The sequence below is a fragment of the Marinobacter orientalis genome (assembly GCF_004792665.1).
Classification (GTDB): Bacteria; Pseudomonadota; Gammaproteobacteria; order Pseudomonadales; family Oleiphilaceae; genus Marinobacter; species Marinobacter orientalis.
Window position 1 is genome coordinate 1,489,748 of the sequence record NZ_SRZX01000001.1, and the last position, 21,705, is coordinate 1,511,452.

The 21,705-nt window shown below is 58.7% G+C and carries 23 protein-coding genes; all 23 read left to right on the forward strand.

Annotated elements, in window-relative coordinates:
* Positions 1 to 38 precede the first annotated feature (38 nt).
* The 23 genes from DIT72_RS06885 (at position 39) to DIT72_RS06995 (ending at position 21,705) form a co-directional block, all read left to right on the forward strand.
* Positions 39 to 1,529 (forward strand): CoA-acylating methylmalonate-semialdehyde dehydrogenase, encoded by a 1,491-nt coding sequence (locus DIT72_RS06885; protein ID WP_135954417.1) that lies wholly within the window; start codon positions 39 to 41, stop codon positions 1,527 to 1,529.
* Positions 1,530 to 1,538: 9 nt separating this feature from the next.
* The gene (locus DIT72_RS06890) at positions 1,539 to 2,705 is read left to right on the forward strand and encodes an acyl-CoA dehydrogenase family protein (protein ID WP_135954418.1); all 1,167 of its coding nucleotides are present in this window, start codon (positions 1,539 to 1,541) and stop codon (positions 2,703 to 2,705) included.
* A 13-nt stretch (positions 2,706 to 2,718) separates the two neighbouring features.
* Positions 2,719 to 3,498, forward strand: coding sequence for an enoyl-CoA hydratase (locus DIT72_RS06895; protein WP_135954419.1), 780 nt, complete (start codon positions 2,719 to 2,721; stop codon positions 3,496 to 3,498).
* A 28-nt stretch (positions 3,499 to 3,526) separates the two neighbouring features.
* Positions 3,527 to 4,612: an enoyl-CoA hydratase/isomerase family protein gene (locus DIT72_RS06900; protein ID WP_135954420.1), complete on the forward strand. Its 1,086-nt coding sequence runs from the start codon at positions 3,527 to 3,529 to the stop codon at positions 4,610 to 4,612.
* A 52-nt stretch (positions 4,613 to 4,664) separates the two neighbouring features.
* Positions 4,665 to 5,558 carry a 3-hydroxyisobutyrate dehydrogenase gene (mmsB, locus tag DIT72_RS06905; RefSeq protein ID WP_135954421.1) on the forward strand — a complete coding sequence of 298 codons (894 nt, stop codon included), beginning with the start codon at positions 4,665 to 4,667 and terminating at the stop codon, positions 5,556 to 5,558.
* Between the two features lie 159 nt (positions 5,559 to 5,717).
* Positions 5,718 to 7,367 (forward strand): AMP-binding protein, encoded by a 1,650-nt coding sequence (locus tag DIT72_RS06910; RefSeq protein WP_135954422.1) that lies wholly within the window; start codon positions 5,718 to 5,720, stop codon positions 7,365 to 7,367.
* Complete coding sequence (locus DIT72_RS06915) at positions 7,364 to 7,780, forward strand: PaaI family thioesterase (RefSeq protein WP_135954423.1); 417 nt, start codon at positions 7,364 to 7,366, stop codon at positions 7,778 to 7,780. The genes DIT72_RS06910 and DIT72_RS06915 overlap by 4 nt, the downstream gene beginning before the upstream one ends.
* Before the next feature lie 4 nt (positions 7,781 to 7,784).
* Positions 7,785 to 8,594: an alpha/beta fold hydrolase gene (locus tag DIT72_RS06920; RefSeq protein ID WP_135954424.1), complete on the forward strand. Its 810-nt coding sequence runs from the start codon at positions 7,785 to 7,787 to the stop codon at positions 8,592 to 8,594.
* Positions 8,595 to 8,665: 71 nt separating this feature from the next.
* Complete coding sequence (locus DIT72_RS06925) at positions 8,666 to 9,442, forward strand: ABC transporter ATP-binding protein (protein WP_135954425.1); 777 nt, start codon at positions 8,666 to 8,668, stop codon at positions 9,440 to 9,442.
* Complete coding sequence (locus DIT72_RS06930; RefSeq protein WP_135954426.1) at positions 9,439 to 10,161, forward strand: ABC transporter ATP-binding protein; 723 nt, start codon at positions 9,439 to 9,441, stop codon at positions 10,159 to 10,161. The genes DIT72_RS06925 and DIT72_RS06930 overlap by 4 nt, the downstream gene beginning before the upstream one ends.
* A 99-nt stretch (positions 10,162 to 10,260) precedes the next feature.
* Complete coding sequence (locus tag DIT72_RS06935) at positions 10,261 to 11,475, forward strand: ABC transporter substrate-binding protein (RefSeq protein ID WP_135954427.1); 1,215 nt, start codon at positions 10,261 to 10,263, stop codon at positions 11,473 to 11,475.
* Positions 11,476 to 11,585: 110 nt separating this feature from the next.
* On the forward strand, positions 11,586 to 12,473 hold the full coding sequence (locus DIT72_RS06940; protein WP_135954428.1) for a branched-chain amino acid ABC transporter permease: 888 nt from the start codon (positions 11,586 to 11,588) through the stop codon (positions 12,471 to 12,473).
* Between the two features lie 2 nt (positions 12,474 to 12,475).
* Positions 12,476 to 13,471: a branched-chain amino acid ABC transporter permease gene (locus DIT72_RS06945; protein ID WP_135954429.1), complete on the forward strand. Its 996-nt coding sequence runs from the start codon at positions 12,476 to 12,478 to the stop codon at positions 13,469 to 13,471.
* 237 nt (positions 13,472 to 13,708) lie between these two features.
* A complete protein-coding gene (locus tag DIT72_RS06950) occupies positions 13,709 to 14,551 on the forward strand; it encodes an AraC family transcriptional regulator (protein WP_168355028.1) in 843 nt (280 codons plus the stop codon).
* A 144-nt stretch (positions 14,552 to 14,695) separates the two neighbouring features.
* Entirely contained in the window at positions 14,696 to 14,869 is a 174-nt protein-coding gene (locus tag DIT72_RS06955) for a Flp family type IVb pilin (protein WP_135954431.1), read from the forward strand.
* Between the two features lie 78 nt (positions 14,870 to 14,947).
* The gene (locus DIT72_RS06960) at positions 14,948 to 15,460 is read left to right on the forward strand and encodes an A24 family peptidase (RefSeq protein WP_135954432.1); all 513 of its coding nucleotides are present in this window, start codon (positions 14,948 to 14,950) and stop codon (positions 15,458 to 15,460) included.
* Between the two features lie 33 nt (positions 15,461 to 15,493).
* A complete protein-coding gene (locus DIT72_RS06965; protein WP_135954433.1) occupies positions 15,494 to 16,816 on the forward strand; it encodes an AAA family ATPase in 1,323 nt (440 codons plus the stop codon).
* A gap of 5 nt (positions 16,817 to 16,821) precedes the next feature.
* On the forward strand, positions 16,822 to 17,637 hold the full coding sequence (cpaB, locus tag DIT72_RS06970) for a Flp pilus assembly protein CpaB (RefSeq protein WP_206081052.1): 816 nt from the start codon (positions 16,822 to 16,824) through the stop codon (positions 17,635 to 17,637).
* An 84-nt stretch (positions 17,638 to 17,721) separates the two neighbouring features.
* Positions 17,722 to 19,215, forward strand: coding sequence for a type II and III secretion system protein family protein (locus tag DIT72_RS06975; RefSeq protein WP_135954434.1), 1,494 nt, complete (start codon positions 17,722 to 17,724; stop codon positions 19,213 to 19,215).
* A gap of 10 nt (positions 19,216 to 19,225) precedes the next feature.
* Positions 19,226 to 19,513, forward strand: coding sequence for a hypothetical protein (locus DIT72_RS06980; RefSeq protein ID WP_168355029.1), 288 nt, complete (start codon positions 19,226 to 19,228; stop codon positions 19,511 to 19,513).
* 16 nt (positions 19,514 to 19,529) lie between these two features.
* Positions 19,530 to 20,735, forward strand: a complete 1,206-nt coding sequence (locus DIT72_RS06985) for a Tad domain-containing protein (protein WP_135954436.1) — start codon at positions 19,530 to 19,532, stop codon at positions 20,733 to 20,735.
* A gap of 29 nt (positions 20,736 to 20,764) precedes the next feature.
* Complete coding sequence (locus DIT72_RS06990) at positions 20,765 to 21,223, forward strand: TadE family protein (protein ID WP_135954437.1); 459 nt, start codon at positions 20,765 to 20,767, stop codon at positions 21,221 to 21,223.
* Positions 21,220 to 21,705, forward strand: coding sequence for a TadE/TadG family type IV pilus assembly protein (locus tag DIT72_RS06995; RefSeq protein ID WP_135954438.1), 486 nt, complete (start codon positions 21,220 to 21,222; stop codon positions 21,703 to 21,705). Before DIT72_RS06990 ends, DIT72_RS06995 begins: the two co-directional genes overlap by 4 nt.

Genomic DNA, 21,705 nt, shown 5'->3' on the forward strand with positions numbered 1-21,705 from the left:
TCAACCCGACACCTACAACAATGACAGGGAACATCGCTATGAAAAACGTACCCCTTTATATCGCCGGTGAGTTCGTAGAGAGCCAGACCGACCAGTGGATTGACGTTACCGATCCTGCCACCAACGAAGTGATTGCCCGTGCCCCGTGCACCACGGATGCGGAAATGCGTCGCGCCATCGACAATGCCGGTGAAGTGTTCAAGGCCTGGAGAGAAACCCCGGTTTCCGAACGTGCCCGGGTGATGATGCGTTACCAGGCACTGCTGAAAGAACACCATGACGAAATTGCCGAGATTCTCTCCAGTGAAACCGGCAAGACCTTCGAGGATGCCAAAGGCGACATCTGGCGTGGCATCGAGGTTGTGGAGCATGCGGCTAACATCCCGTCACTGATGATGGGCGAGACCGTCGAGAACGTGGCCCGTGAAGTCGACACCTATTCCTACACCCAGCCCCTGGGTGTTTGTGCCGGTATCACCCCATTCAACTTCCCGGCCATGATCCCGCTGTGGATGTTTCCCATGGCTATCGCCTGCGGTAACACTTTTATCCTCAAGCCGTCCGAGCAGGACCCCCTGACCCCGATGAAACTGGCGGAGCTGTTTGAGCAGGCCGGCGCTCCCAAGGGTGTGCTGCAGGTGGTTCACGGTGGCAAGGAACAGGTGGACGTGCTGTTAACCGACCCGGCCATCAAGGCGGTGTCTTTCGTGGGTTCCGTGCCGGTAGGCCGCTATATCTACGAGACCGGTACCCGCAACATGAAGCGTGTACAGAGCTTCGCCGGTGCCAAGAACCACATGGTTGTGCTGCCGGATGCGAACAAGGACCAGGTGGTCAAGGCTCTCGTAGGCGCGTCTGTTGGCGCAGCCGGCCAGCGTTGCATGGCTATCTCCGTGGCAGTCTTCGTGGGCGAGGCCCAGGAGTGGATCCCGGAAGTGAGGGACGCCCTGGCCGCCGCCAAACCGGGCGCCTGGAACGACAAGTCTGCCAGCTACGGCCCGATCATCAGCCAGAAAGCGAAAGAGCGCGTGGAATCACTGATTACCCGCGGTGAGGAAGAGGGCGCCAACCTGTTGCTGGACGGCCGCAACTGCTCGGTGGAAGGCCTGCCGGATGGCAACTGGGTTGGTCCCACCCTATTCTCGGGCGTCAAGACTGACATGGATATCTACAAGGAAGAGATCTTCGGTCCGGTGCTGTCCTGCATGGAAGTGGATACCCTGGCGGATGCCATCGCCCTGGTGAACGACAGCCCCTACGGCAACGGCACTTCCATCTTCACCAGCTCCGGTGGTGCGGCACGCCGCTACCAGCATGAGATCGAAGTGGGCCAGGTAGGTATCAACGTGCCCATTCCTGTGCCCCTGCCGTTCTTCTCCTTCACCGGCTGGAAGGGCTCCTTCTACGGTGACCAGCATGCCTACGGCAAGCAGGCGGTGAAGTTCTATACCGAAACCAAGACCATCACGGCGCGCTGGTTCAGCAGCGATGCGGTTGCCGAAACCAACTTCTCCATCCGCATGCGGTAAGGGGAGCACATGAACTTTGATCTGACCGAAGATCAGCTGGCCTTCCGCGAGGCTGCCAAAGCCTTCGCGGAAAAGGCCATGGCGCCGCACGCGGCAAAATGGGATGCAGAGCATGTGTTTCCGGTGGAGGTGATCCGCGAAGCCGGCGAAATGGGCTTCTGTGGCATCTATACCCCGGAGGAGCAGGGTGGCATGGGCCTGTCACGGCTGGATACCAGCGTGATTGTGGAGGAGCTGGCCGCGGCCTGCCCTTCCACCGCCGCCTACATCACCATTCACAACATGGCGACCTGGATGGTGGCGCAATTCGGCAATGCCGACATCCAGAAACAGATTGCCCCGAGAATGGCCAGCGGTGAATGGCTCGGCTCCTACTGCCTGACCGAGCCGGGTGCCGGCTCCGATGCCGGCAACCTGCGCACCAGGGCAGCCCGGGATGGCGACAGCTACCTGCTTAATGGCAGCAAGGTGTTTATTTCCGGCGCTGGCGCTACCCAGATGCTGGTGGTCATGGCCCGCACTGGGGAGCCCGGCAGCGGCCCGAAAGGCATCAGTGCCTTTGTGGTGCCGGCCGACAGTGATGGAATTCACTACGGCAAGGCCGAGGAAAAGATGGGCTGGAACAGTCAGCCGACCCGCCAGATTACCTTCGAGAACGTCCGTGTGCCTGCCAATAACCGCCTGGGCGAGGAAGGCCAGGGGTTCATGATCGCCATGAAAGGCCTCGACGGCGGACGCCTGAATATTGCTACCTGCTCCATTGGTGGCGCCCAGGCAGCGTTGCTGCGCGCCCGCAACTACCTGCACGAGCGCGAGCAGTTCGGCCAGTCGTTGGCGGGTTTTCAGGCATTGCAGTTCAAGCTGGCGGATATGGCCACCAACCTGGTGGCCTCCCGGCAGATGGTTCGCCTGGCGGCTTACCGGCTGGACCAGGGGGATAATGAAGCCACGCTCCACTGCGCGATGGCCAAACGCTTTGCCACGGATGCCTGCTTTGAGGTGTGCAACGAGGCACTGCAGCTCCACGGTGGTTACGGCTATATCCGCGAATATCCCCTGGAGCGCTATGTACGGGACTTGCGGGTACACCAGATACTGGAAGGCACCAACGAAATCATGAGGCTGATTGTGGCCCGTCGGCTGCTGGAGCCCGGCGTCGCCGAAGCCATTCAATAACAAGGAAAATCACATGAGCGAACTGATTCAGCTGGAAAAACGCGACCACACCGCGATCATTACGATCAACAATCCACCGGCAAATACCTGGACGCTGGACTCACTGAAAGCGCTGGAAGAAACCATCGAGGCACTGAATGAGGACCTCAATATCTTCGCACTGGTGGTGACCGGCCAGGGCGAGAAGTTTTTTTCCGCCGGCGCCGATCTGAAAAGCTTTGCCGATGGCGATATCGCCAACGCCGAATTGATGGGTAAGGCCTTCGGCCGGGCATTCAGCGCCCTCAGCCGCTTTCGGGGCGTGTCGATTGCAGCAGTGAACGGTTACGCCATGGGTGGTGGCCTGGAATGCGCCATGGCCTGCGATATTCGCATCGCCGAAGAACATGCCCAGATGGCCCTGCCCGAAGCGACCGTGGGGCTGCTGCCCTGTGCCGGTGGTACCCAGAATCTGCCCTGGCTGGTTGGCGAAGGCTGGGCCAAGCGCATGATCCTGTGCGGCGAGCGCATCAAGGCAGATAAGGCGCTGAGTATTGGTCTGGTGGAAGAAGTAGTGCCCTCCGGCGGCGCTCTGGACAAGGCCCTGGAGCTGGCAAAGATGGCCAGCAAACAGAGCCCGTCGTCCGTTGCCCGCTGCAAGACCCTGGTGATGAGCGCCCGCGATGGCCGCAGCCATGACGACGGCTGGCGCATGGAACGGGAGCTGTTTGTGGACCTGTTCCGCACCGAGGACCAGCGCGAAGGGGTAAATGCGTTTCTTGAAAAGCGTACCCCAGAGTGGAAAAACCGATAAGCCGGGCCGGAAAAGCTGAGTAAATGCTATGAGCAATCAAGTAGTCATTTTTGAAGAACTGGAAGCCGGCGGCGGCAGTCGCATTGGCGTTGTCCGTCTGAATGCACCGCGCTCCATGAACGCTCTGTCACTGGAGATGATCCACTCGCTGAAGGCCAGGCTGGACCAGTGGGCAGCAGACGACGGCATTGGCGCTGTCTGGCTCGAAGGTGAGGGCGAAAAGGCGTTCTGCGCCGGCGGCGACATAGTGGCGCTTTACCGGGATATGACCGAGCCACGTTCCGACAGCCAGTCTGTCAGTGAAGGGGAAGCTTTCTTCACCGACGAATACGAGCTGGACTATCTGATACACACGTATCCCAAGCCGTTTATCATCTGGGGTAACGGCCTTGTGATTGGTGGCGGGCTGGGACTGATGGTAGGTGGCTCCCACCGGATAGTGACAGAGCATTCGCGGGTGGCAATGCCGGAAGTGAGTATTGGCCTGTATCCGGATGTGGGCGCCGGCTGGTTTCTCAACAGGATGCCGGGCCGGACAGGGTTGTTCCTGGGCCTGACCGGCGCGCACATGAACGCTGCCGATGCCATCTTTACCGGTCTGGCAGACCGGTTTATTCGCCACGACATGCGCGAAGAAGTGAAGCACGCCCTGCAGCATTCCGATTTCGATACCGGGGCTCATGCTGCGGTCAACAAGGTATTGCGCAGGTTCGAGGCCGGTTCCCGGGATGCATTGCCCCGGGCTGTTGTCCGTGAGCATTTTGATGTCATTCAGTCGCTCACCGACGGCGACTCACTGCTGGACGTGGTGGATAACCTGGGCAAGTACGCCGGTGATGACCCCTGGCTGATCAAGGCGGTGAAAACCGTGGCATCAGCGTCACCAGCTTCCCTGACCCTGACCTGGCAACATTATCACAACACCTTGCATGACAGCCTGTCCCAGGTATTCGACAAGGAACTGCAACTGTCACTGCGCAGCCTGAAAATGGGCGAATTTGCCGAAGGCGTGCGGGCACTGCTGATCGACAAGGACCTGAAGCCGCGCTGGTATTTTCCAACCCTGGAAAGCGTGGACCCGGAATGGATTGACCGGTTCTTTATGCAGCCCTGAACAAAACAGAACAGACCTGACCAAACCTGATCAAAAAGCGGAGAACAATAATATGGCGACCATCACGTTTATCGGTCTTGGCAACATGGGCGGCCCCATGGCCACCAACCTCGTCAAGGCCGGCCACGATCTGACAGTATTCGATCTGTCTTCAGAAGCCGTCAAGGCACTCACCAGCGAAGGCGCGAAGTCCGCGGCGACGATACAGGAAGCGGTCGAAGGCGCCGAGGTGGTTATTTCCATGTTGCCTGCCGGCCAGCACGTGGAATCGGTTTACCTCGGTGAAAACGGTCTGCTGAAAAACCTGCCCTCCACCACACTGGTGATCGACTCATCAACTATCGCCCCGGAGACGGCAAAGGGTGTGGCGGAAGCCGCCGTTGAAGCCGGTATCACCTTCATGGATGCGCCGGTGTCCGGCGGCGTGGGTGGCGCCAAGGCCGGCACCCTGACCTTTATCTGTGGTGGTGAGGCGGACGCCTTCGAGCGCGCCAGGCCTGTCCTCGATGCCATGGCCAAGAACATCTTCCACGCAGGCCCTCACGGTGCCGGACAGATTGCCAAGATCTGCAACAATATGCTGCTGGCCATCCTGATGAGTGGTACCAGCGAGGCTCTTGCCCTGGGCGTGAAGAACGGGCTGGACCCTGCCGTGCTGTCGGAAATCATGAAGCAGAGCTCCGGGGGCAACTGGGCACTGAACGTCTACAATCCCTGGCCGGGTGTGATGGAGGGAGTACCGGCATCACGCAATTATGAGGGCGGCTTCCTGGTTGATCTGATGAACAAGGACCTGGGCCTGGCCTTCGACAATGCCGTCAAGAATCATGCGCCGATTCCCATGGGATCGCTGGCCCGTAACCTGTTCGAGCTGCACGCCAGTGAGGGTAACGGCGGCCTGGATTTCTCCAGCATCCAGAAATTCTATTACCGCGGGCAGAACTGAATACACAGCGCCTTCGGAACGCTCCAGGCAGAGGTTTTCACCCCGGCCGGAGCATTCCGGAGGCGCCTGGCTTTAGCTTAAAGTTTACCTTTACGTAAACTAAAGCCTGTGATAAACATTGAGAACAGAAATCGTCCACAACAATAAAAGGACTGAAACATGAGCCTCCCGGATTACCAATCGGTCTATGACAATTTCGATCCTGCCAGCCTCGAAGCGGAGGCCCTGGAGGGCAGCCTGGACGCTGGCCTGAACGTCTGTACTGAAATCTGTGACAAGTGGGCAGACGACCCGCAGCGAGTTGCGCTCTATTACGAGAAGGCTGACGGTGGCTCCGGCAAGCTCACCTTTGCCGAACTGAAAGAAAAATCCGCCCGTTTTGCCAACTATCTGACGTCCCGAGGCATTGGCAAGGGCGATCGGGTTGCGGCCCTGCTGCCGCGCGGCCCGGAGTTGCTTATCGTTATTGCCGGCACTCTGAGAGCCGGTGCTGTCTATCAGCCTTTATTCACCGCCTTCGGCCCCGGGGCTATTGAATATCGCTTCGAGCGAGCCCAAACCCGGCTGGTGGTCACTGATCCGGTCAACTACCCCAAGCTCATCGAAGTGAAGGACTGTGCTCCGGTGGTATGTGTGAACGCGGTCGAAGTCAGTGGCGACATCCCCGACTTCGACAGGACCCTGGCCGGGCAGTCAGACCAGTTCGAGCCGGTGCTGATCAAGGGCAGTGACCCGTTCCTGCAGATGTTTACCTCCGGAACCGTGGGCAAATCCAAGGGTGTGGCAGTGCCGGCCAAGGCGCTGCTGGCGTTCTACGTCTACATGAAGTACGCCATTGACCTGCGCGACGACGACGTGTTCTGGAACGTGGCTGATCCGGGCTGGGCCTACGGCCTTTACTATGCGGTGATTGGTCCGCTGCTGATGGGCCACGCCACCCATTTCAACCCCGGTGCGTTCACTCCGGAAACCACCTACGACATGATCCGCAAGTACGGCATCACCAACCTGGCAGCGGCACCCACCGCCTATCGCCTGCTGAAGGCCAACGACCACGTGTTGCCGGAAGGTGAAAACCTCGGCCTGCGGGTGGCCAGCAGTGCCGGCGAACCGCTGAACCCGGAAGTGGTGAACTGGATTGAAAGGCGCCATTTCTGCCCGGTCAAGGACCACTATGGCCAGACTGAAACCGGCATGACCTGCTGCAACTTCCACGGTCTTGAACACCCGGTACGCCCCGGCTCCATGGGCTATTCCTCTCCCGGCCACAAGGTGGTCGCCCTGAACGAGAAGAACGAGGAAGTAGGCGAGGGCGAAATCGGCCAACTGGCGGTGGATGTGGAAGCCTCGCCGCTGTTCCATTTCGATGGCTACACCTGGGGTGAGAAAGATCCGTTCGTGAACGGCTACTACCTCACCGGCGACATGGTGCTGAGTCACGGTGATGGCTGCTTCTCGTTCAGCGGCCGCGATGACGACATCATTACCACTGCCGGCTACCGTGTGGGTCCGGCCGACGTGGAAAGCACGCTGCTGGAGCACAAGGCCGTTGCCGAATCCGGTGTCGTGGCCAAGCCCGATGAAAAGCGCGGCTCCATCATCAAGGCCTACATCGTGATCAAGGGTGATCAGGAACCGGAGAGCGAGGACGCTCTGAAGGATGAGCTCCAGGAACTGGTACGCCACCGCCTCTCTGCCCACGCCTATCCGCGGGAGATCGAATTCGTGGATGAACTGCCGAAGACCCCCAGCGGCAAGATCCAGCGGTTCGTTCTGCGTAATCAGGCGAAGGAAGAGAAACAGGCATGATTGTCACCTTCGAGGAACTGCAGGCCTTCCTCGCCGAACAGTTTCCCCAGGGTGCCCGTTACGGCACCCTGGAGAAGCTCGGCGACGGCTGGGCGGAAATGAAGCTGGATGTGGATGATGAACACCTGCGCCCTGGCGGCACGGTTGCCGGCCCTGCCATGATGGGACTGGCCGACGTCGCCCTGTACGCCGCACTGCTGGGAAAGATCGGCCTGGTGCCGCTGGCGGTAACCAGCAACCTGAACATCAATTTCCTGCGCAAACCGGTATCCCATAGTCCGATCCGGGCGCGGGCCAACATGCTGAGGATCGGCAGGGCCAGTGGCGTGGGCGAGGTTTATATATACTCTGACGGTCTGGAAGAGCCGGTTGCCCATGCCACCATAACCTATGCCATTCCGGCGAAGCGGTGATGGTATGAATGTCACTGATGTCGCCGTCCCGTTAGGGGATGGCGTCAGGGTCCAGGCACAGCGACTGCGCCATGAAAATAGCAGCGGACCGGTGCTGGTCTTTCTGCACGAATCGCTGGGCAATATTGCCCTGTGGAAACAGTTTCCGCGACGGCTGGCAGAAACGACAGGCCTGGATGCCCTGGTCTATGAGCGCCGGGGCTACGGCGCCTCCACTGATGAGCCGTTGCCGCGCCCCTATGATTACCTGGAGCAGGAAGGCAGGGTCTGGCTGCCCCGGTTGCTGGACGCGCTGAAAATCGACCAGGTGATACTGGTAGGCCATAGCGATGGTGGCTCCATAGCCCTGATTGCAGCCGCAGTGCTGGGTGACAGGGTGAAAGGGCTGATCACCATGGCCGCCCATATTTGGGCCGATCACCTGACTCTGGCGGGCATCCGCGACATGGGGCGGCGCTATAGGGCGGAAGGTATTCGCGAAAAGCTGCTGCGCCACCATGGCGATCGCACCGATGCGCTATTCCACGCCTGGCAGGATGTGTGGCTGGATGAAGGCTTCCAGCAGTCGATGGATTTTGCACCCTGGCTGGACGCCATCCAATGTCCGGCTATGATCATTCAGGGGGAGAACGATGAATACGGGGTTCCGGAACAGGTGACCCGTATTGTGGAAGGCATCGGAAGCCATGCAACGCCGGTTTTCATGCCCGAAACCGGCCACTCGCCACATTTGCAGAAACCCGACCAGGTGCTGCAGCTAATATGCGACTTTTTGCGAATAGAGACTGATCAAAAAAGTGCGATTTCTGGTTGACGTTTACGTAGACGTCAATCTACTCTGTCAGTACTGTAAATGCACAACAATAACAAAAGGTAGGATGGCTCATGAGTGAACCGTTCGTTCTGGAGACCCAAAGCCTCGTCAAGGAGTTCAAGGGCTTTGTGGCGGTTAATGACGTCAATCTGAAGGTGCAGCGCGGCCATATTCATGCCCTCATCGGGCCCAATGGCGCGGGCAAGACCACCGTATTCAACCTGCTTACCAAATTCCTGAGCCCGACCCGGGGCAAGATCCTGTTCAAGGGTATGGATATTACCTCCATGAAGTCGGCTGCCATTGCCCGCGAGGGTGTGGTGCGCTCCTTCCAGATTTCCGCCGTGTTCCCCCATATGACCGCCCTGGAGAATATCCGCGTAGCTCTGCAGAGTTTTGAAGGCAACTCCTTTCGTTTCTGGAAATCCGGCGAGTCCCTGAACAATCTCAATGACCGCTGCATGGCACTGCTGGACAGCGTGGGGCTGACCGAGTTTGCCAACACCACCACGGTTGAGCTGGCTTATGGCCGTAAACGGGCACTGGAGCTCGCTACCACCCTGGCCATGGAACCTGAGCTGATGCTGCTGGATGAGCCCACACAGGGCATGGGCAGCGAAGACGTGGAGCAGGTGGTGGAGCTGGTGCGCAAGGCCGCTGAAGGCCGCACGGTACTGATGGTAGAGCACAACCTGGGGGTGGTCAGCAAACTCTGTGACCGGGTGACCGTGCTGGCCCAGGGCTCGGTGCTGACCGAAGGCGATTACCAGGAAGTGTCCGACGATCCCCGGGTGCGTGAGGTCTACATGGGCGGCACCGCGACCAAAAAGCAGGAGACAGCGGAATGAGCCAGGCCTCCCGGAGAGATTACGAACAGCTGCGCATTGACGGACTTCACGCCTTCTACGGTGAGTCCCACATCCTCCACGGCATCAATATCGAGGTTAAGCGTGGCGAGCTGGTTACCCTGCTGGGACGCAACGGTGCCGGTCGCAGCACAACCCTGAAAGCGATCATGAATATGGTGGGCCGGCGAACCGGGTCCATCATGATCAACGGTGAGGAGACCATGTCCTGCGCTCCCCACCACATAGCAAGGTTGGGAGTCGGGTATTGCCCCGAACACCGGGGCATTTTTTCCGGGCTCAATGTCATGGAGAACCTGACACTCCCACCCGTAGTAAGAAGCGGTGGCCTGGGGCTGGAAGAAATCTTCTCCATGTTTCCCAATCTGTATGAGCGCCGCGCCAGCCAGGGCTCCAAGCTCTCGGGCGGCGAACAGCAGATGCTGGCCATGGCGCGGATCCTGAGAACCGGCGCCAACATGCTACTGCTGGATGAGATCACCGAGGGCCTGGCGCCGGTCATCGTCGAGAAACTGGGCGATGTGCTGGTCAAGCTCAAGGAAAAGGGCCTGACGATCGTTCTGGTGGAACAGAATTTCCATTTCGCCGCACCCCTGGCGGACCGTCACTACGTGATGGAACACGGCCAGATTGTGGAGGAGATCAGCGCCGGCGAGCTTGAAAGCAAGCAGTCGATGCTGGACAAGTACCTGGGCGTTTAAGGTCCTGGTTTGAAAGTGTCTGTAGAAGTCGAGAGTGCAATAAAAGCAACAACAGCGAATCCCGAAAACCAACGCAAAGACAGTAGCGGAGAAACAACAATGACAATTACCAAAAAGCTTCTGACATCAGCGATTGCATCAGCCATGCTTGTAGGCGGTGCCCAGGCTGAGATATCCAATGACACGGTCAAGATCGGCTACCTGGCCGACATGTCCGGTACCTACCGTGACCTGGCCGGTCCCAATGGCCTGACCGCTCTTGAAATGGCCATTGCCGATTTTGGTGGCACAGTGAACGGGGCGAAAATTGAGGTAGTCAGCGCCGACGACCGCAACAGCCCGGATTCTGCATCAAGCACAGTGCGGCGCTGGGTTGAGAACGAAAACGTGGACCTGGTGGCGGGTCTGGTAGCGTCCTCGGTCACCATCGCGGTGAGCAACATCCTGGAAGAAAACAACAGGCTGGGTATCGTCTCCGGCTCTGCAGCTTCCAGCATCACTAACGAGCACTGTACCCCCAACCACATCCACTATGTGTACGACACCTATCCCCTTGCCAACGGTACCGCCAGCGCCATTGTAAAAGAAGGTGGTGAAACCTGGTTCATCCTGACCGCTGATTACGCGTTCGGGCACGCTCTGGAAAATGACGTAACACGTGTTGTGGAAGAAAACGGCGGTGAAGTGATTGAGACCGTGCGTCATCCGTTCCCGACATCGGACTTCTCGTCCTTCATCCTGCAGGCGCAGTCGTCCGGTGCCGACGTGGTTGCCCTGGCCAACGCCGGTGCAGACACCACCAACGCCATCACCACGGCCGGTGAATTCGGCCTGACCCAGTCCGGCCAGACCCTCGCCGCCCTGCTGCTGTTCCTCACTGACGTTCATGCCTTGGGCGCGCAGAGTGCACAGGGCATCCAGCTCACGACCGGCTGGTACTGGGACATGAACGAGGAAACCCGTGAGTGGTCCGACCGCTTCATGGAAGAGGCCGGCGTTCGCCCGACCATGGTTCACGCCGGTATCTATTCCAGCACCATCCAGTATCTGAACGCCGTCAAGGCGACCGGATCCGACGACTCCCAGACCGTGCGCAAGCAGATGATGGATACCCCCATCAACGACATGTTTGCCAAAAACGGCATCATCCGCGAGGATGGCCGCATGGTACACGACATGTACCTGGCGGAAGTGAAAACGCCTGAGGAGTCCGAGAGTGAGTGGGACCTGTACGAAATCGTGCGCACCATTCCCGGCGAAGAGGCTTATCGCCCGCTGTCCGAGAGCAAGTGCAAGCTGGTAACCCAAAACTGATGTTCTGACCGACCAGGCCACTCCGCAGTCCCGGCGGGGTGGCCACTGACCTGCAGACACGCAATCCGCCTCTGTAAGTTCAAAGTTGCGCTGCTTTTGGAGTTTGTAACATGACCGAGATTCTGGGAGTCCCCGTGGCTGTGCTGTCTGGCCAGTTAATGCTCGGGATTATCAATGGTTCCTTTTACGCCCTGCTGAGTCTGGGGCTGGCGGTCATTTTCGGCCTGCTGAAAATCATCAATTTCGCCCACGGTGCCATGTACATGCTCGGTGCCATGTGCACAGTGCTGATGTTCGATGCCTTCGGCGTCAACTACTGGGTGGCTCTGTTTCTTGCTCCCGTTGTGGTGGGCTGCTTTGGCATTGTGCTGGAGTATTTCCTGTTGCGCCGCATTGCCGGGCAGGACCATATCTACAGCCTGCTTCTGACGTTCGGTATCGCCCTTATTCTGCAGGGTGTGCTGATCAATATCTACGGCGTTTCCGGCCTGCGCTATTCCATGCCGGAAGTGTTCAGGGGTGGTATGAACCTCGGGTTCATGTTCCTTCCCTACTATCGTGCCTGGGTTATCGTGGCCGCCCTGCTGGTGTGTTTCGGTACCTGGTTCATGATCGAGAAAACACGGCTTGGCTCCTACCTGCGGGCCGGTACGGAAGATTCCCAGCTGATGCAGGGATTCGGCATCAATGTGCCACTGCTGATCAGCCTGACCTATGGCTTCGGCGTCATGCTGGCCGCGTTTGCAGGCGCCCTCGCTGCGCCCATCTACTCGGTGTCCCCGGTGATGGGTTCCAACATACTCATCGTGGTGTTCGCGGTGGTGGTGATCGGCGGCATGGGTTCCATCGCCGGTGCCGTGATTACCGGCCTGATGATGGGAGTCGTGGAAGGGTTTACCAAAGTATTCTACCCGGAAGGGTCGGCAGCCGTGATCTTCCTGGTGATGGTGGTTGTTCTGTTGATTCGGCCATCGGGCCTGTTCGGTAAGGAGGCGTAATCATGGCGACCACAACGACCCAGACTGATATCCAGCAAAGTATCGTCAAACAACAGAAAGCAGAGCAGCGCAAGAAGCAGATCCTCAACCTGGTGCTGCTGGCACTGCTGCTGCTTGCACCGGCGGTCTTTTACCCCGTGTTCCTGATGAAAATCCTGTGTTTCGCCCTGTTTGCGGTGGCACTGAACCTTCTGCTTGGCTACACCGGCCTGCTGTCTTTCGGGCATGCCGCGTTCCTGGCGGCGGGCTCCTACACAACCGGCTACCTGCTATCGAGCTTTCCCGGGGTGACCACGGAAATGGGTATTGTCGTGGGCACAGCAGCCTCACTGGTGCTTGGCCTGGGCTTTGGCCTGGTCGCCATACGTCGCCAGGGTATCTACTTCGCGATGATTACCCTGGCCCTGGCGCAGCTGGTCTATTTCTTCTTCGTGCAGGCCCCGTTCACCGGGGGCGAGGACGGCATGCACGGCGTGCCCCGTGGCTACCTGTTCGGCATGGTGGACCTGAGTGATAACACCGCCATGTACTACTTTGTGCTGGCGGTGTTCCTGGCCGGTTACCTGCTGGTGCAGCGCATCGTCGGCTCACCGTTCGGCCAGGTACTCAAGGCAATCAAGCAGAACGAACCAAGGGCGGTCTCCCTGGGCTACAACGTGGACCGCTACAAACTGATGGCCTTCGTGCTCTCCGCAGGCCTTGCCGGCCTGGCCGGCTCGGTGAAAACCGTGGTGTTCCAGCTGGCCTCTCTGAACGACGCCCACTGGCACATGTCCGGCGAAGTCATCCTGATGACCCTGCTGGGCGGCACCGGCACCCTGCTGGGCCCGGTGGTTGGCGCCGGCTTCGTGGTGACTCTGGAGTACCAGCTGTCACAGGGCCCGCTGGGGGACTGGGTGGATCCCATCCTGGGTGCCATCTTCGTACTGACGGTGCTGGCTTTCCGTTCGGGCATTGTGGGGGAGATCCAGAACTTTATGCGGAAGAATATGGGCTAAGAAAGCCGTATAACCGTCTGAAAAACACAAGGGCTGCTCTCCGGAGCGGCCCTTTATTATTGTCAAGGAATGTAAAAAGTTTTGTCCGGACTGTGCAGTGGCTTGACATGTTTGGATGCATAAACTAATCATAAGATCCGGGTCGCAAATATTAAAAAAACTACATGTTGCTCTCCCCTCGGCATATCCAGAAGGAGCTGACGACCCGAAAGTCAGATGGAAGAAGGGGATGTAGAAATGGAAAAATCTACCGTTGTGCTGGTAGATGCCACACAGTATGGATCGGATCCAGCGATCGTCAGGGTGATCGAGAGGGAATATCCGCTTGTTTATGTGACAAAGCAGGACGATCTTGGCCGGGTCTATGAGACTCAGGCAGCCGCCGGCCGGGTGATTACCTGCTTTGACTTTGATTTTCCGGATATCGCCAGCCTTTCAGTGCTCAGCGAGGCCAAGCAGCAGTTTGCCTCTGTGCCGATGCTGATGTTCACGGAGCAGCATTCCGAAGCCCTGGCGGTCTGGGCCCTGCGCACCAGGATATGGGATTATTTCGTAAAGCCGGTTGTCGATAACTCCGTTACCGCATCCCTCGACCGGTTGAACAGGCTGCTGACGGAATCTTCAGGCCGCGCCCCTCGCAGGACCATCTCCCACAAACAGCCCCTGCCGGATGACGCCCGCTTCCAGAAGCATAGGGGTGAAGACAAGGCGGTGGAGGTTGCTGCAGCCTATATTGACCAACACCTTGCCGAAAAATTAATGCAGACGAAGATTGCCGAACTCTGCGGAACCAACAGCTACCAGCTGAGCCGCGCATTCAAGCGGGTGTATGGCATCACCTTCCAGGAATACATCCTACGGCGTCGCATCGAAAAGGCCACTGAGCTGCTGCGGAACAATAGTGCTTCGGTCATCGACGTATGCTGGGCCGTGGGTTTTCACGATGCCTCCTACTTCACCAAGATGTTTCAGCGCCATACCGGCATGACACCGTCCGGGTACCGCCACAAGTGGATGACCTCCCGTAAAGAGGCCACTCTGCCGTTCCAGCTATCAACCGGCCACCTCGTCAAGCTCTGACGGTGGCCTGCAAAATCCTCCCAGTTTTTCGCCGGAATTCTCCTAACGGTTGATTCTCCGTTGCTCCTAAAGTGGTTGATACAGTGCACGGATAGGTGGCTGTACAACCATGGAAGTTCGTTTAACGACTGCAGGAGTGACGAAATGAAAAACTTCAAGGGAAAAGTGGTTCAGTTTCTTCGTGATGAAGAGGGTTTGGAGTTGGCTGAGTATGCGGTGGCTGGGTCTTTAATTGTTCTCGCTGTTGTAACGGCATTCACCGGCCTAGGTACTGCCATAGCGGGCGCAATTACTAAGATTACTGGCCACATCACTTAATAGTAGTGTCTCACGCGAAAAAAGGGGGGGATACCCCCCTTTTTTCTGGTCAGATCACTTGCGTAGCACGAGGTTTTTATGAATCCAAGTGGATGGGCATTAACAACACTAACCATAGGCCTGGTGATGGCTGTTTTCAGTGATCTGTCCATCCGCAGGATTCCAAACGTGGTTACTTTTGGCATGGTGATTGTGGCGCTCGCACTACATACCTGGTTTGGGCAATGGGAGGGGTTGCTCTTTTCCTTGGGCGGCCTACTTATCGGCTTGCTGTGTTTTCTGCCGCTCTATGCCTTCGCTGCCATGGGCGCGGGTGATGTGAAATTGTTGACAGCGGTTGGTGCTGTGGTGGGCGCCAAAGTGGTTTTTATTGCCGCCCTGATGACCATTATCGCAGGCGGACTTCTGGCTCTTGTGTATGTCGCCGCGAAAGGAGGGCTGCCAGCCATGCTCAAACGCTATGTCTCCATGTGCTGGCTGCTGCTGGCCCGACAGCCAACATATATACCTCCGGCACCAGGCGAGGCCGCAGGCCTACGCTTCCCATATGCACTGGCAATCGCCTGCGGAACGGCCCTGGCACTTATCTAGGCAATTCATTTTCCAGAATTCGGAGACTACGCAATGGAAGCTGAACTCCTGACCACAGAAACAAGGGAAGCCTCTCCGGCAGTTGCTGAGATTCTTTCCAGGCCACACACCCTGGACGATACCGGCCTGGACCATTTCTTTGTGGCGGATCTGCTGCTCAAGCATCTCAACCTGGTCAGCAATCAGACCCTACAGCACCTTGCCCGCCAGATGGCTTTGCCCGGTGCGGTGCTGGAACCGGTGCTGAATCTGTTGCGCCGGGAGGCCAAGGTTGAGAGCCGCAGTGCGGATCTCTCCGATGGTGGTCTGCGTTATGCACTTACGGATCGCGGGCGTGCAGAGGCGCTGGATTCCCTGTCCCGGGATGGCTACTGCGGCCCGGCTCCGGTTCTTCTCAGGGATTATGAGTCACTGGTCCGGCGCCAGTCGGTGTCCGGGTGTGTTGTTACCGAAGAGGATATGCACCGGTTGTTCCGCAATACCGTGGTCGACGATAGTCTGCTGGCCCAGCTTGGCCCGGCCGTGCATTCCGGCCGCGCCATGTTCATTTACGGCCCCGCCGGCAGTGGCAAGAGTTATATCTCCCGGCAACTGGTGAAGTTACTGGCGGGGCCGGTGTACATACCCTATTCCCTGCTGGTGGGCGATACGGTGATCAGCCTGTTTGATCCTGAATTCCACCACCCGGTTCATGGGGAGCAGCAGGACCCCGTGCACCTGACCAGCGGCCACGACCCCCGATATGTTCTCTGTCATCGGCCGGAAGTAACCACCGGTGGTGAGCTGACCCTGGATATGCTGGAGCTGAAGTTCGACGAACAGCGCAAGCAATACCAGGCGCCGCTGCAGCTCAAGGCCAGCAACGGCATGCTGCTGATTGATGACCTGGGCCGGCAGCGAGTCTCCCATGTGGATCTGCTGAACCGCTGGATCGTGCCCATGGAGGAGAAACGGGATTTCCTCAATCTCAGGGCCGGCCAGCACTTTGCGGTGCCTTTCGACATGCTGCTGATCTTCTCCACCAATCTGAATCCGCTGGAGTTGGCCGACGAAGCCTTCCTGCGCCGGATCGGGCATAAGATCGGTTTCAGAACCCTGGCGCCGCAATCGTACCTGCGGTTATGGCAACAGGTCTGCCAGCAAATGGCGATGGAAAACGATCCCGACGTTACCCGATTCATGATGACAGAGCTTTACCCGATGCAGGGCAACGTCCTGCTGCCCTGCCATCCCCGGGACCTGCTTGGTCTGGTCAGTGATTACTGCCGGTATCGCGGGTTACCGGCGAGGCTCAGCCGGGATTCCATTGAATGGGCCTGGCAAAACTACTTCGTACACATGGATAACGTGGGGTGACCGCTATGTTCAAGTCAAGAACCGTTCTCATGCTTGGTTTTGCCCTGATGATGGGCCTTGGTGCTGCCTACCTGGCGAGGGGCTGGGCGATGGATCGCCTTGCGTCGCCCGCTACCGAGGACGGTGTCCCCGTGGTAGTGGCGGCATTGCAGGTGCCGTTCGGCAAGAAACTGGAAGCCAGCGATCTGAGGGTCGCCAACATGCCGAGATCCATGGTGCCCTCCGGGGCTTATAAAGACACTGCCGAGGTGGAGAGCACGGTTGCCATGACCACAATCTACCCTGGAGAAGTGATCCTCAGGGAAAAAGTGGTTGCCTTCGGGGGCGGCAGTGCACTGTCGGCGGTCATCGCGCCGAACAAGCGGGCGGTGACCGTGCGGGTGAACGATGTGATTGGTGTCGCCGGCTTCCTGATGCCGGGTAACCGGGTGGATGTTGTCTCTGCCATTCCCAACGGAAACCGCCGTTATCAATCCCGGACACTGCTGGAAAACGTCAAGGTACTGGCGGTGGACCAGACTGCGTCACCGGAAAAAGACAAGCCGGTGATTGTGCGGGCCGTCACCCTGGAGCTCAGTTCGGCGGACGCCGAGGAACTGGTCAAGGCGACCCAGGAAGGGGTGGTGCAACTGGCCCTGAGGAACCCGCTGGACGACAGCATTCGCCCGATACCCGAACCGGAGCCGGAACCGGAAAAAGAAGAGGTGGTGGCGGAAGTGAAGCCAGCGCCAAAGCCGGCGCCGCGGCGGGCGGTATCCACTATATCACGGGTCACGATCATTCGCGGTACAGAGGTCAGCACGTCAAGGGTTTCCATGTAAGGGCACGCCCAGGGAGGCCTGTGGAATGGGAGCGGCCGGTGAGTTTCGGTAACCGGGCAGGAAGTAATGATAGGGAGAGTGGCCATGACAGTAACGGCACGGAATTTAACGATTGAAGGTTATCTGATCAGCCTGGTTCTGCTTTGTGTACTGGTGTTCCCGGCAGGGGCCAGTGCCCAGGCCATGCTCGCCAGCGGTATGAACAGGCAGGTTGTGGAAGTTGCCGTGAACCAGTCCCAGATTCTCTACCTGGAACAGCCAGTGGCAAAGATCTCCGTTGGCAATCCGGACATTGCCGATATCCTCATTCTGCGTTCACGGCAGCTGTACGTGGTGGGGAAAAAGCTGGGAACCACCAACGTGACCTTGTGGGATAACAACAATCAGGTTGTCAGTGCCGTTGGCATTGAGGTCAACCATGACCTGGAAAGCCTGAAATCGAAACTGTACCAGGTGCTGCCCGGGGAAGAGGTCGAGGTCCGTTCCTCCCAGGACGCCATCATTCTCAGTGGTGAGGTGAGCAGTGCCGCCCGCATGACCGCGGCCCTGGATCTGGCCCGCAGTTACCAGGGTGGTGACGAGGGCAGGGTGCTCAACATGATGCAGGTGGGCGGTGCCCAGCAGGTCATGCTGGAAGTCCAGGTAGCCGAGGTGTCGCGGGATTTCCTCAAGCGTATTGGCGCCAAGTTTGCCGCCATCAATGCCAACTCCCTGTTGACCATTGGCGCAGCCAACAATGGCACGGCACTGGCCCCTTCCGGAGCATTTGTTCCCGGCGGCGGTTCGGGCACGTTAACCGGAGAGACGCCGGCCACCCAGATCCTGCGTGAACCAATGACCTTTGAAAGCACCGGCCTGTTTGCCAGTTTCCTGGACGGTGACACCCTGTTTGACCTGGTGATCGACGCAGCCCAGGAGAATAACCTCGCCAAGGTACTGGCGGAGCCCACGCTGACCACACTCACCGGCCAGGAAGCCACCTTCCACGCCGGCGGTGAATTTCCGATCCCGGTGGGAAGTGGTCAGGATGACGGCATAACGATCGAGTTCAAAGAGTTCGGGGTCAGCCTCGGCTTCCTGCCCACGGTACTGGACTCTGACATGATCAGCCTCAAGCTCAATATCAAGGTCAGTGAGCTGAGCAATCAGAACTCGATCGCCCTGGACGTGCCTGAAACCTCTGCCACTTTCTTCATCAACGCCCTGACCAGCCGCAGTGCATCATCAACGGTGGAACTGGCCAATGGCCAGACCATCGGGGTGGCGGGATTGATCAACGAGAACCTGCGGGAGCGTGTCAACAAGTTCCCGGGCCTGGGCGACCTGCCGGTGCTTGGCAACCTGTTCCGCAGCCAGGAATTCATCAAGGGCAAGACCGAACTGGTGATCCTGGTAACACCCCACTTCGCAAGGCCGGTGGACCGCGAGCAGTTTACCCTGCCCACGGATTACTTTGTGGAGCCGTCCGATCTGGAATTTTACCTGTTGGGTTATACCGAAGGCAGGCGCAAGCCCGGCACCGGGCCCAGGTCGATGCAGCGTGGCAGTGTAAAGGGACAATTCGGCCATGAACTCTGAGGAAAGCACCATGGATGCCTACAAATGCAACGTGAAGACAGTGGTGGCCGGGCTGGCTATGGCAATGCTGGCAGCGGGATGTGCGTCACCCAGCTCCGAGGACCAATTTGGTAACTCGGTGCGCCAGATGATCGCTGCCCAGAAGTATGTTTCACCGGACCGGGAAGTGCCTGAGCTTCCGGTGCTGGATGGTCGCAAAGCGGAAGCCGGCTATGAAAGTTATCGCAAGGATACCGGCAACCCGTCGCGGATGACGCCGGACATGAGTGGCAGTGTCGGCCTGGGTCTTCAGCGCTGAACAGGGAGGGCGGGCCATGATCTCGCTTGGGAAGACTCAAAGGTACCAGCAGGGTGCGATCCTGCCACTGGCGGCGATTTCCCTGGTGGCCATTCTTGGTATGGCGGCGCTGGCGCTGGACATCAGCAACGCCCACCTGGAAAAGACACGGCTGCAGAATGCCCTGGATGCCGCCGCGCTCAGTGCCGCCAAGGTCCTGGACCAGACCGGCAGTACTGCCCTGGCAGATAGCGCCGGCCAGACAACCTTTGCCGGCAACCTGGCAGCGCCCGGTAATGCCGGGCTTGGCGCCGCGGCCAGTGGCGGCAATCTGAGCCTGGTGCTTGAATATTCCTCCACGCTGAATCCGTTTGTGTCGGGTACTGTGCCTGCCCAGTACGTGAGGGCCGCTGTCGCAAACTATGACGTCGCCGAATGGTTTGCCCCGGTACTCGGTTTTGATGACCTGACCATAGCCGGCACAGCCGTTGCCGGCCCCAGCCCGACCCTGCAGCAGGTGTGCAACGTCGCGCCGGTAATGGCCTGTGGTACGCCACCTGAAGAGAGCCCGCCAGGCACCACTTTTGGCTATTCCCGGGGACAGGTAGAGCAGCTGAAGATCGGCTCGGGCACCAGTTCCGAGGTGGGTAACGGTAACTTCTACCTGATCCGGCTTGATGGTAGCCAGGGCGGCGCCGATGTGCGGGAAGCGGCAGCCGGGAAATTTGATGCCTGCCTGTCTACCGGCGGTGACAGCGATATCGAGACCGAGCCCGGCAACACCGTGGGCCCGTTTGCCCAGGGGATCAACACCCGGCTGGGCATCTATAACGGGCCGGTCAACTCCACCGATTATCCGCCGGACTGGTTCACCAACCACGAAGCCTACACCGAACAGGATTACCTGGACCAGAAAATCCCACCCTATGACCTGGACTGGTACGAATCGCAATACCAGACCGTCAATCCGGATGCGCCCCCGGAGGGCGCGGCCGGCCGACGTATCCTGACCATGCCTGTTGGTAACTGTGACGGGCTGGCCAACGGCCAGGACAGTGTGGAGTTGCTGGGATTCTCCTGCTTTTACATGGTGGACCGGATGAATCAGCAGGGGCAGGCGGTGTTTTACGGTCAATTCAGGGACGATTGTGGCGGCAGCGGAGTGCCGGGGCCGGATCCTGGCGCCGGCCCGGGGCCCCGTATCATCCAGCTCTATAAGGATCCGGATACCATTGACAGCTGAAAGCTTTGGGATAAGCGGGAGCAAAGGCCATGGGAGAGATTTGCAGGACAGGGAAACAGCAGGGCATCGCGGCACTGGAATTCCTGCTGACAGCCCCGTTGTTGTTGCTGGTGGTTTTTGCAGTCAGTGAACTGGGGTGGGCATTTCACCAGTACCACACCATGACCCGGGCAACCCAGGACGGCGCCAGGCACGCGGCGTCCAATGCCATGCTTGGTAGTGTGGGGGTGATCTTCCTGGATAGCGCTCTGGTGCAGGAGTCCAGCAATCTGGTGGTGTACGGCAACACCCTGGGAGCGGGGGAGCCCCTGCTTCCGGGCTGGTCCCCCGGTGATGTCAGTGTGACCAGCCCGGATGCCAGCCATATTATGGTCAGCGCCAGGTATGACTATGTGCCAATTGTTGGTCGCATCCCCGCGTTCTACGGCGGAGACCCGATCAGCCTGGCTTTTGAAATGAACGGCACTGTGCAGATGAGGGCGTTATGAATATCAGGCTTCAGTCCGGCTTGCATACCGTGGAATTTGCCCTGGTGGGAGCACTGTTTTTTATCCTGCTGTTTGCCGCCATTGAGTTCGGTCGCCTGATGTTTGTCTGGAATACGCTGGATGAGACCAGCCGGCGGGCTGCCCGGGTCGCCGTCGTCTGTCCCGTTGAGCACAGCGCGATCCGGCGGGTGGCCATGTTTGCCGAGCCGACGTCGTCCGGAAGCAGCCCGGTACTCAGGGATCTGAACGAAGGCCTGATCAGTCTCCAGTATCTCACGGCCACTGGCAGTGTGGTGGCCGATACCACCGCAGACTTCATGGACATTGCCTTTGTGCGCAGTGAAGTCAGCGGCTTCCAGCATCAGCTGATCATCCCGTTCTTTTTCCAGCAGTTTGAGTTGCCACCGTTTATAACTGTATTGCCCAGGGAAAGTCTGGGTGTTTCGCCGGAAGGTATCGGCTGTTTTGGAACAGTCAGTTGA

Coding starts and splice junctions, on each gene's coding strand:
- DIT72_RS06885 (WP_135954417.1), top strand. CDS start 39: ATGAAAAACGTACCCCTTTATATCGCCGGTGAGTTCGTAGAGAGCCAG.
- DIT72_RS06890 (WP_135954418.1), top strand. CDS start 1,539: ATGAACTTTGATCTGACCGAAGATCAGCTGGCCTTCCGCGAGGCTGCC.
- DIT72_RS06895 (WP_135954419.1), top strand. CDS start 2,719: ATGAGCGAACTGATTCAGCTGGAAAAACGCGACCACACCGCGATCATT.
- DIT72_RS06900 (WP_135954420.1), top strand. CDS start 3,527: ATGAGCAATCAAGTAGTCATTTTTGAAGAACTGGAAGCCGGCGGCGGC.
- mmsB (WP_135954421.1), top strand. CDS start 4,665: ATGGCGACCATCACGTTTATCGGTCTTGGCAACATGGGCGGCCCCATG.
- DIT72_RS06910 (WP_135954422.1), top strand. CDS start 5,718: ATGAGCCTCCCGGATTACCAATCGGTCTATGACAATTTCGATCCTGCC.
- DIT72_RS06915 (WP_135954423.1), top strand. CDS start 7,364: ATGATTGTCACCTTCGAGGAACTGCAGGCCTTCCTCGCCGAACAGTTT.
- DIT72_RS06920 (WP_135954424.1), top strand. CDS start 7,785: ATGAATGTCACTGATGTCGCCGTCCCGTTAGGGGATGGCGTCAGGGTC.
- DIT72_RS06925 (WP_135954425.1), top strand. CDS start 8,666: ATGAGTGAACCGTTCGTTCTGGAGACCCAAAGCCTCGTCAAGGAGTTC.
- DIT72_RS06930 (WP_135954426.1), top strand. CDS start 9,439: ATGAGCCAGGCCTCCCGGAGAGATTACGAACAGCTGCGCATTGACGGA.
- DIT72_RS06935 (WP_135954427.1), top strand. CDS start 10,261: ATGACAATTACCAAAAAGCTTCTGACATCAGCGATTGCATCAGCCATG.
- DIT72_RS06940 (WP_135954428.1), top strand. CDS start 11,586: ATGACCGAGATTCTGGGAGTCCCCGTGGCTGTGCTGTCTGGCCAGTTA.
- DIT72_RS06945 (WP_135954429.1), top strand. CDS start 12,476: ATGGCGACCACAACGACCCAGACTGATATCCAGCAAAGTATCGTCAAA.
- DIT72_RS06950 (WP_168355028.1), top strand. CDS start 13,709: ATGGAAAAATCTACCGTTGTGCTGGTAGATGCCACACAGTATGGATCG.
- DIT72_RS06955 (WP_135954431.1), top strand. CDS start 14,696: ATGAAAAACTTCAAGGGAAAAGTGGTTCAGTTTCTTCGTGATGAAGAG.
- DIT72_RS06960 (WP_135954432.1), top strand. CDS start 14,948: ATGAATCCAAGTGGATGGGCATTAACAACACTAACCATAGGCCTGGTG.
- DIT72_RS06965 (WP_135954433.1), top strand. CDS start 15,494: ATGGAAGCTGAACTCCTGACCACAGAAACAAGGGAAGCCTCTCCGGCA.
- cpaB (WP_206081052.1), top strand. CDS start 16,822: ATGTTCAAGTCAAGAACCGTTCTCATGCTTGGTTTTGCCCTGATGATG.
- DIT72_RS06975 (WP_135954434.1), top strand. CDS start 17,722: ATGACAGTAACGGCACGGAATTTAACGATTGAAGGTTATCTGATCAGC.
- DIT72_RS06980 (WP_168355029.1), top strand. CDS start 19,226: ATGGATGCCTACAAATGCAACGTGAAGACAGTGGTGGCCGGGCTGGCT.
- DIT72_RS06985 (WP_135954436.1), top strand. CDS start 19,530: ATGATCTCGCTTGGGAAGACTCAAAGGTACCAGCAGGGTGCGATCCTG.
- DIT72_RS06990 (WP_135954437.1), top strand. CDS start 20,765: ATGGGAGAGATTTGCAGGACAGGGAAACAGCAGGGCATCGCGGCACTG.
- DIT72_RS06995 (WP_135954438.1), top strand. CDS start 21,220: ATGAATATCAGGCTTCAGTCCGGCTTGCATACCGTGGAATTTGCCCTG.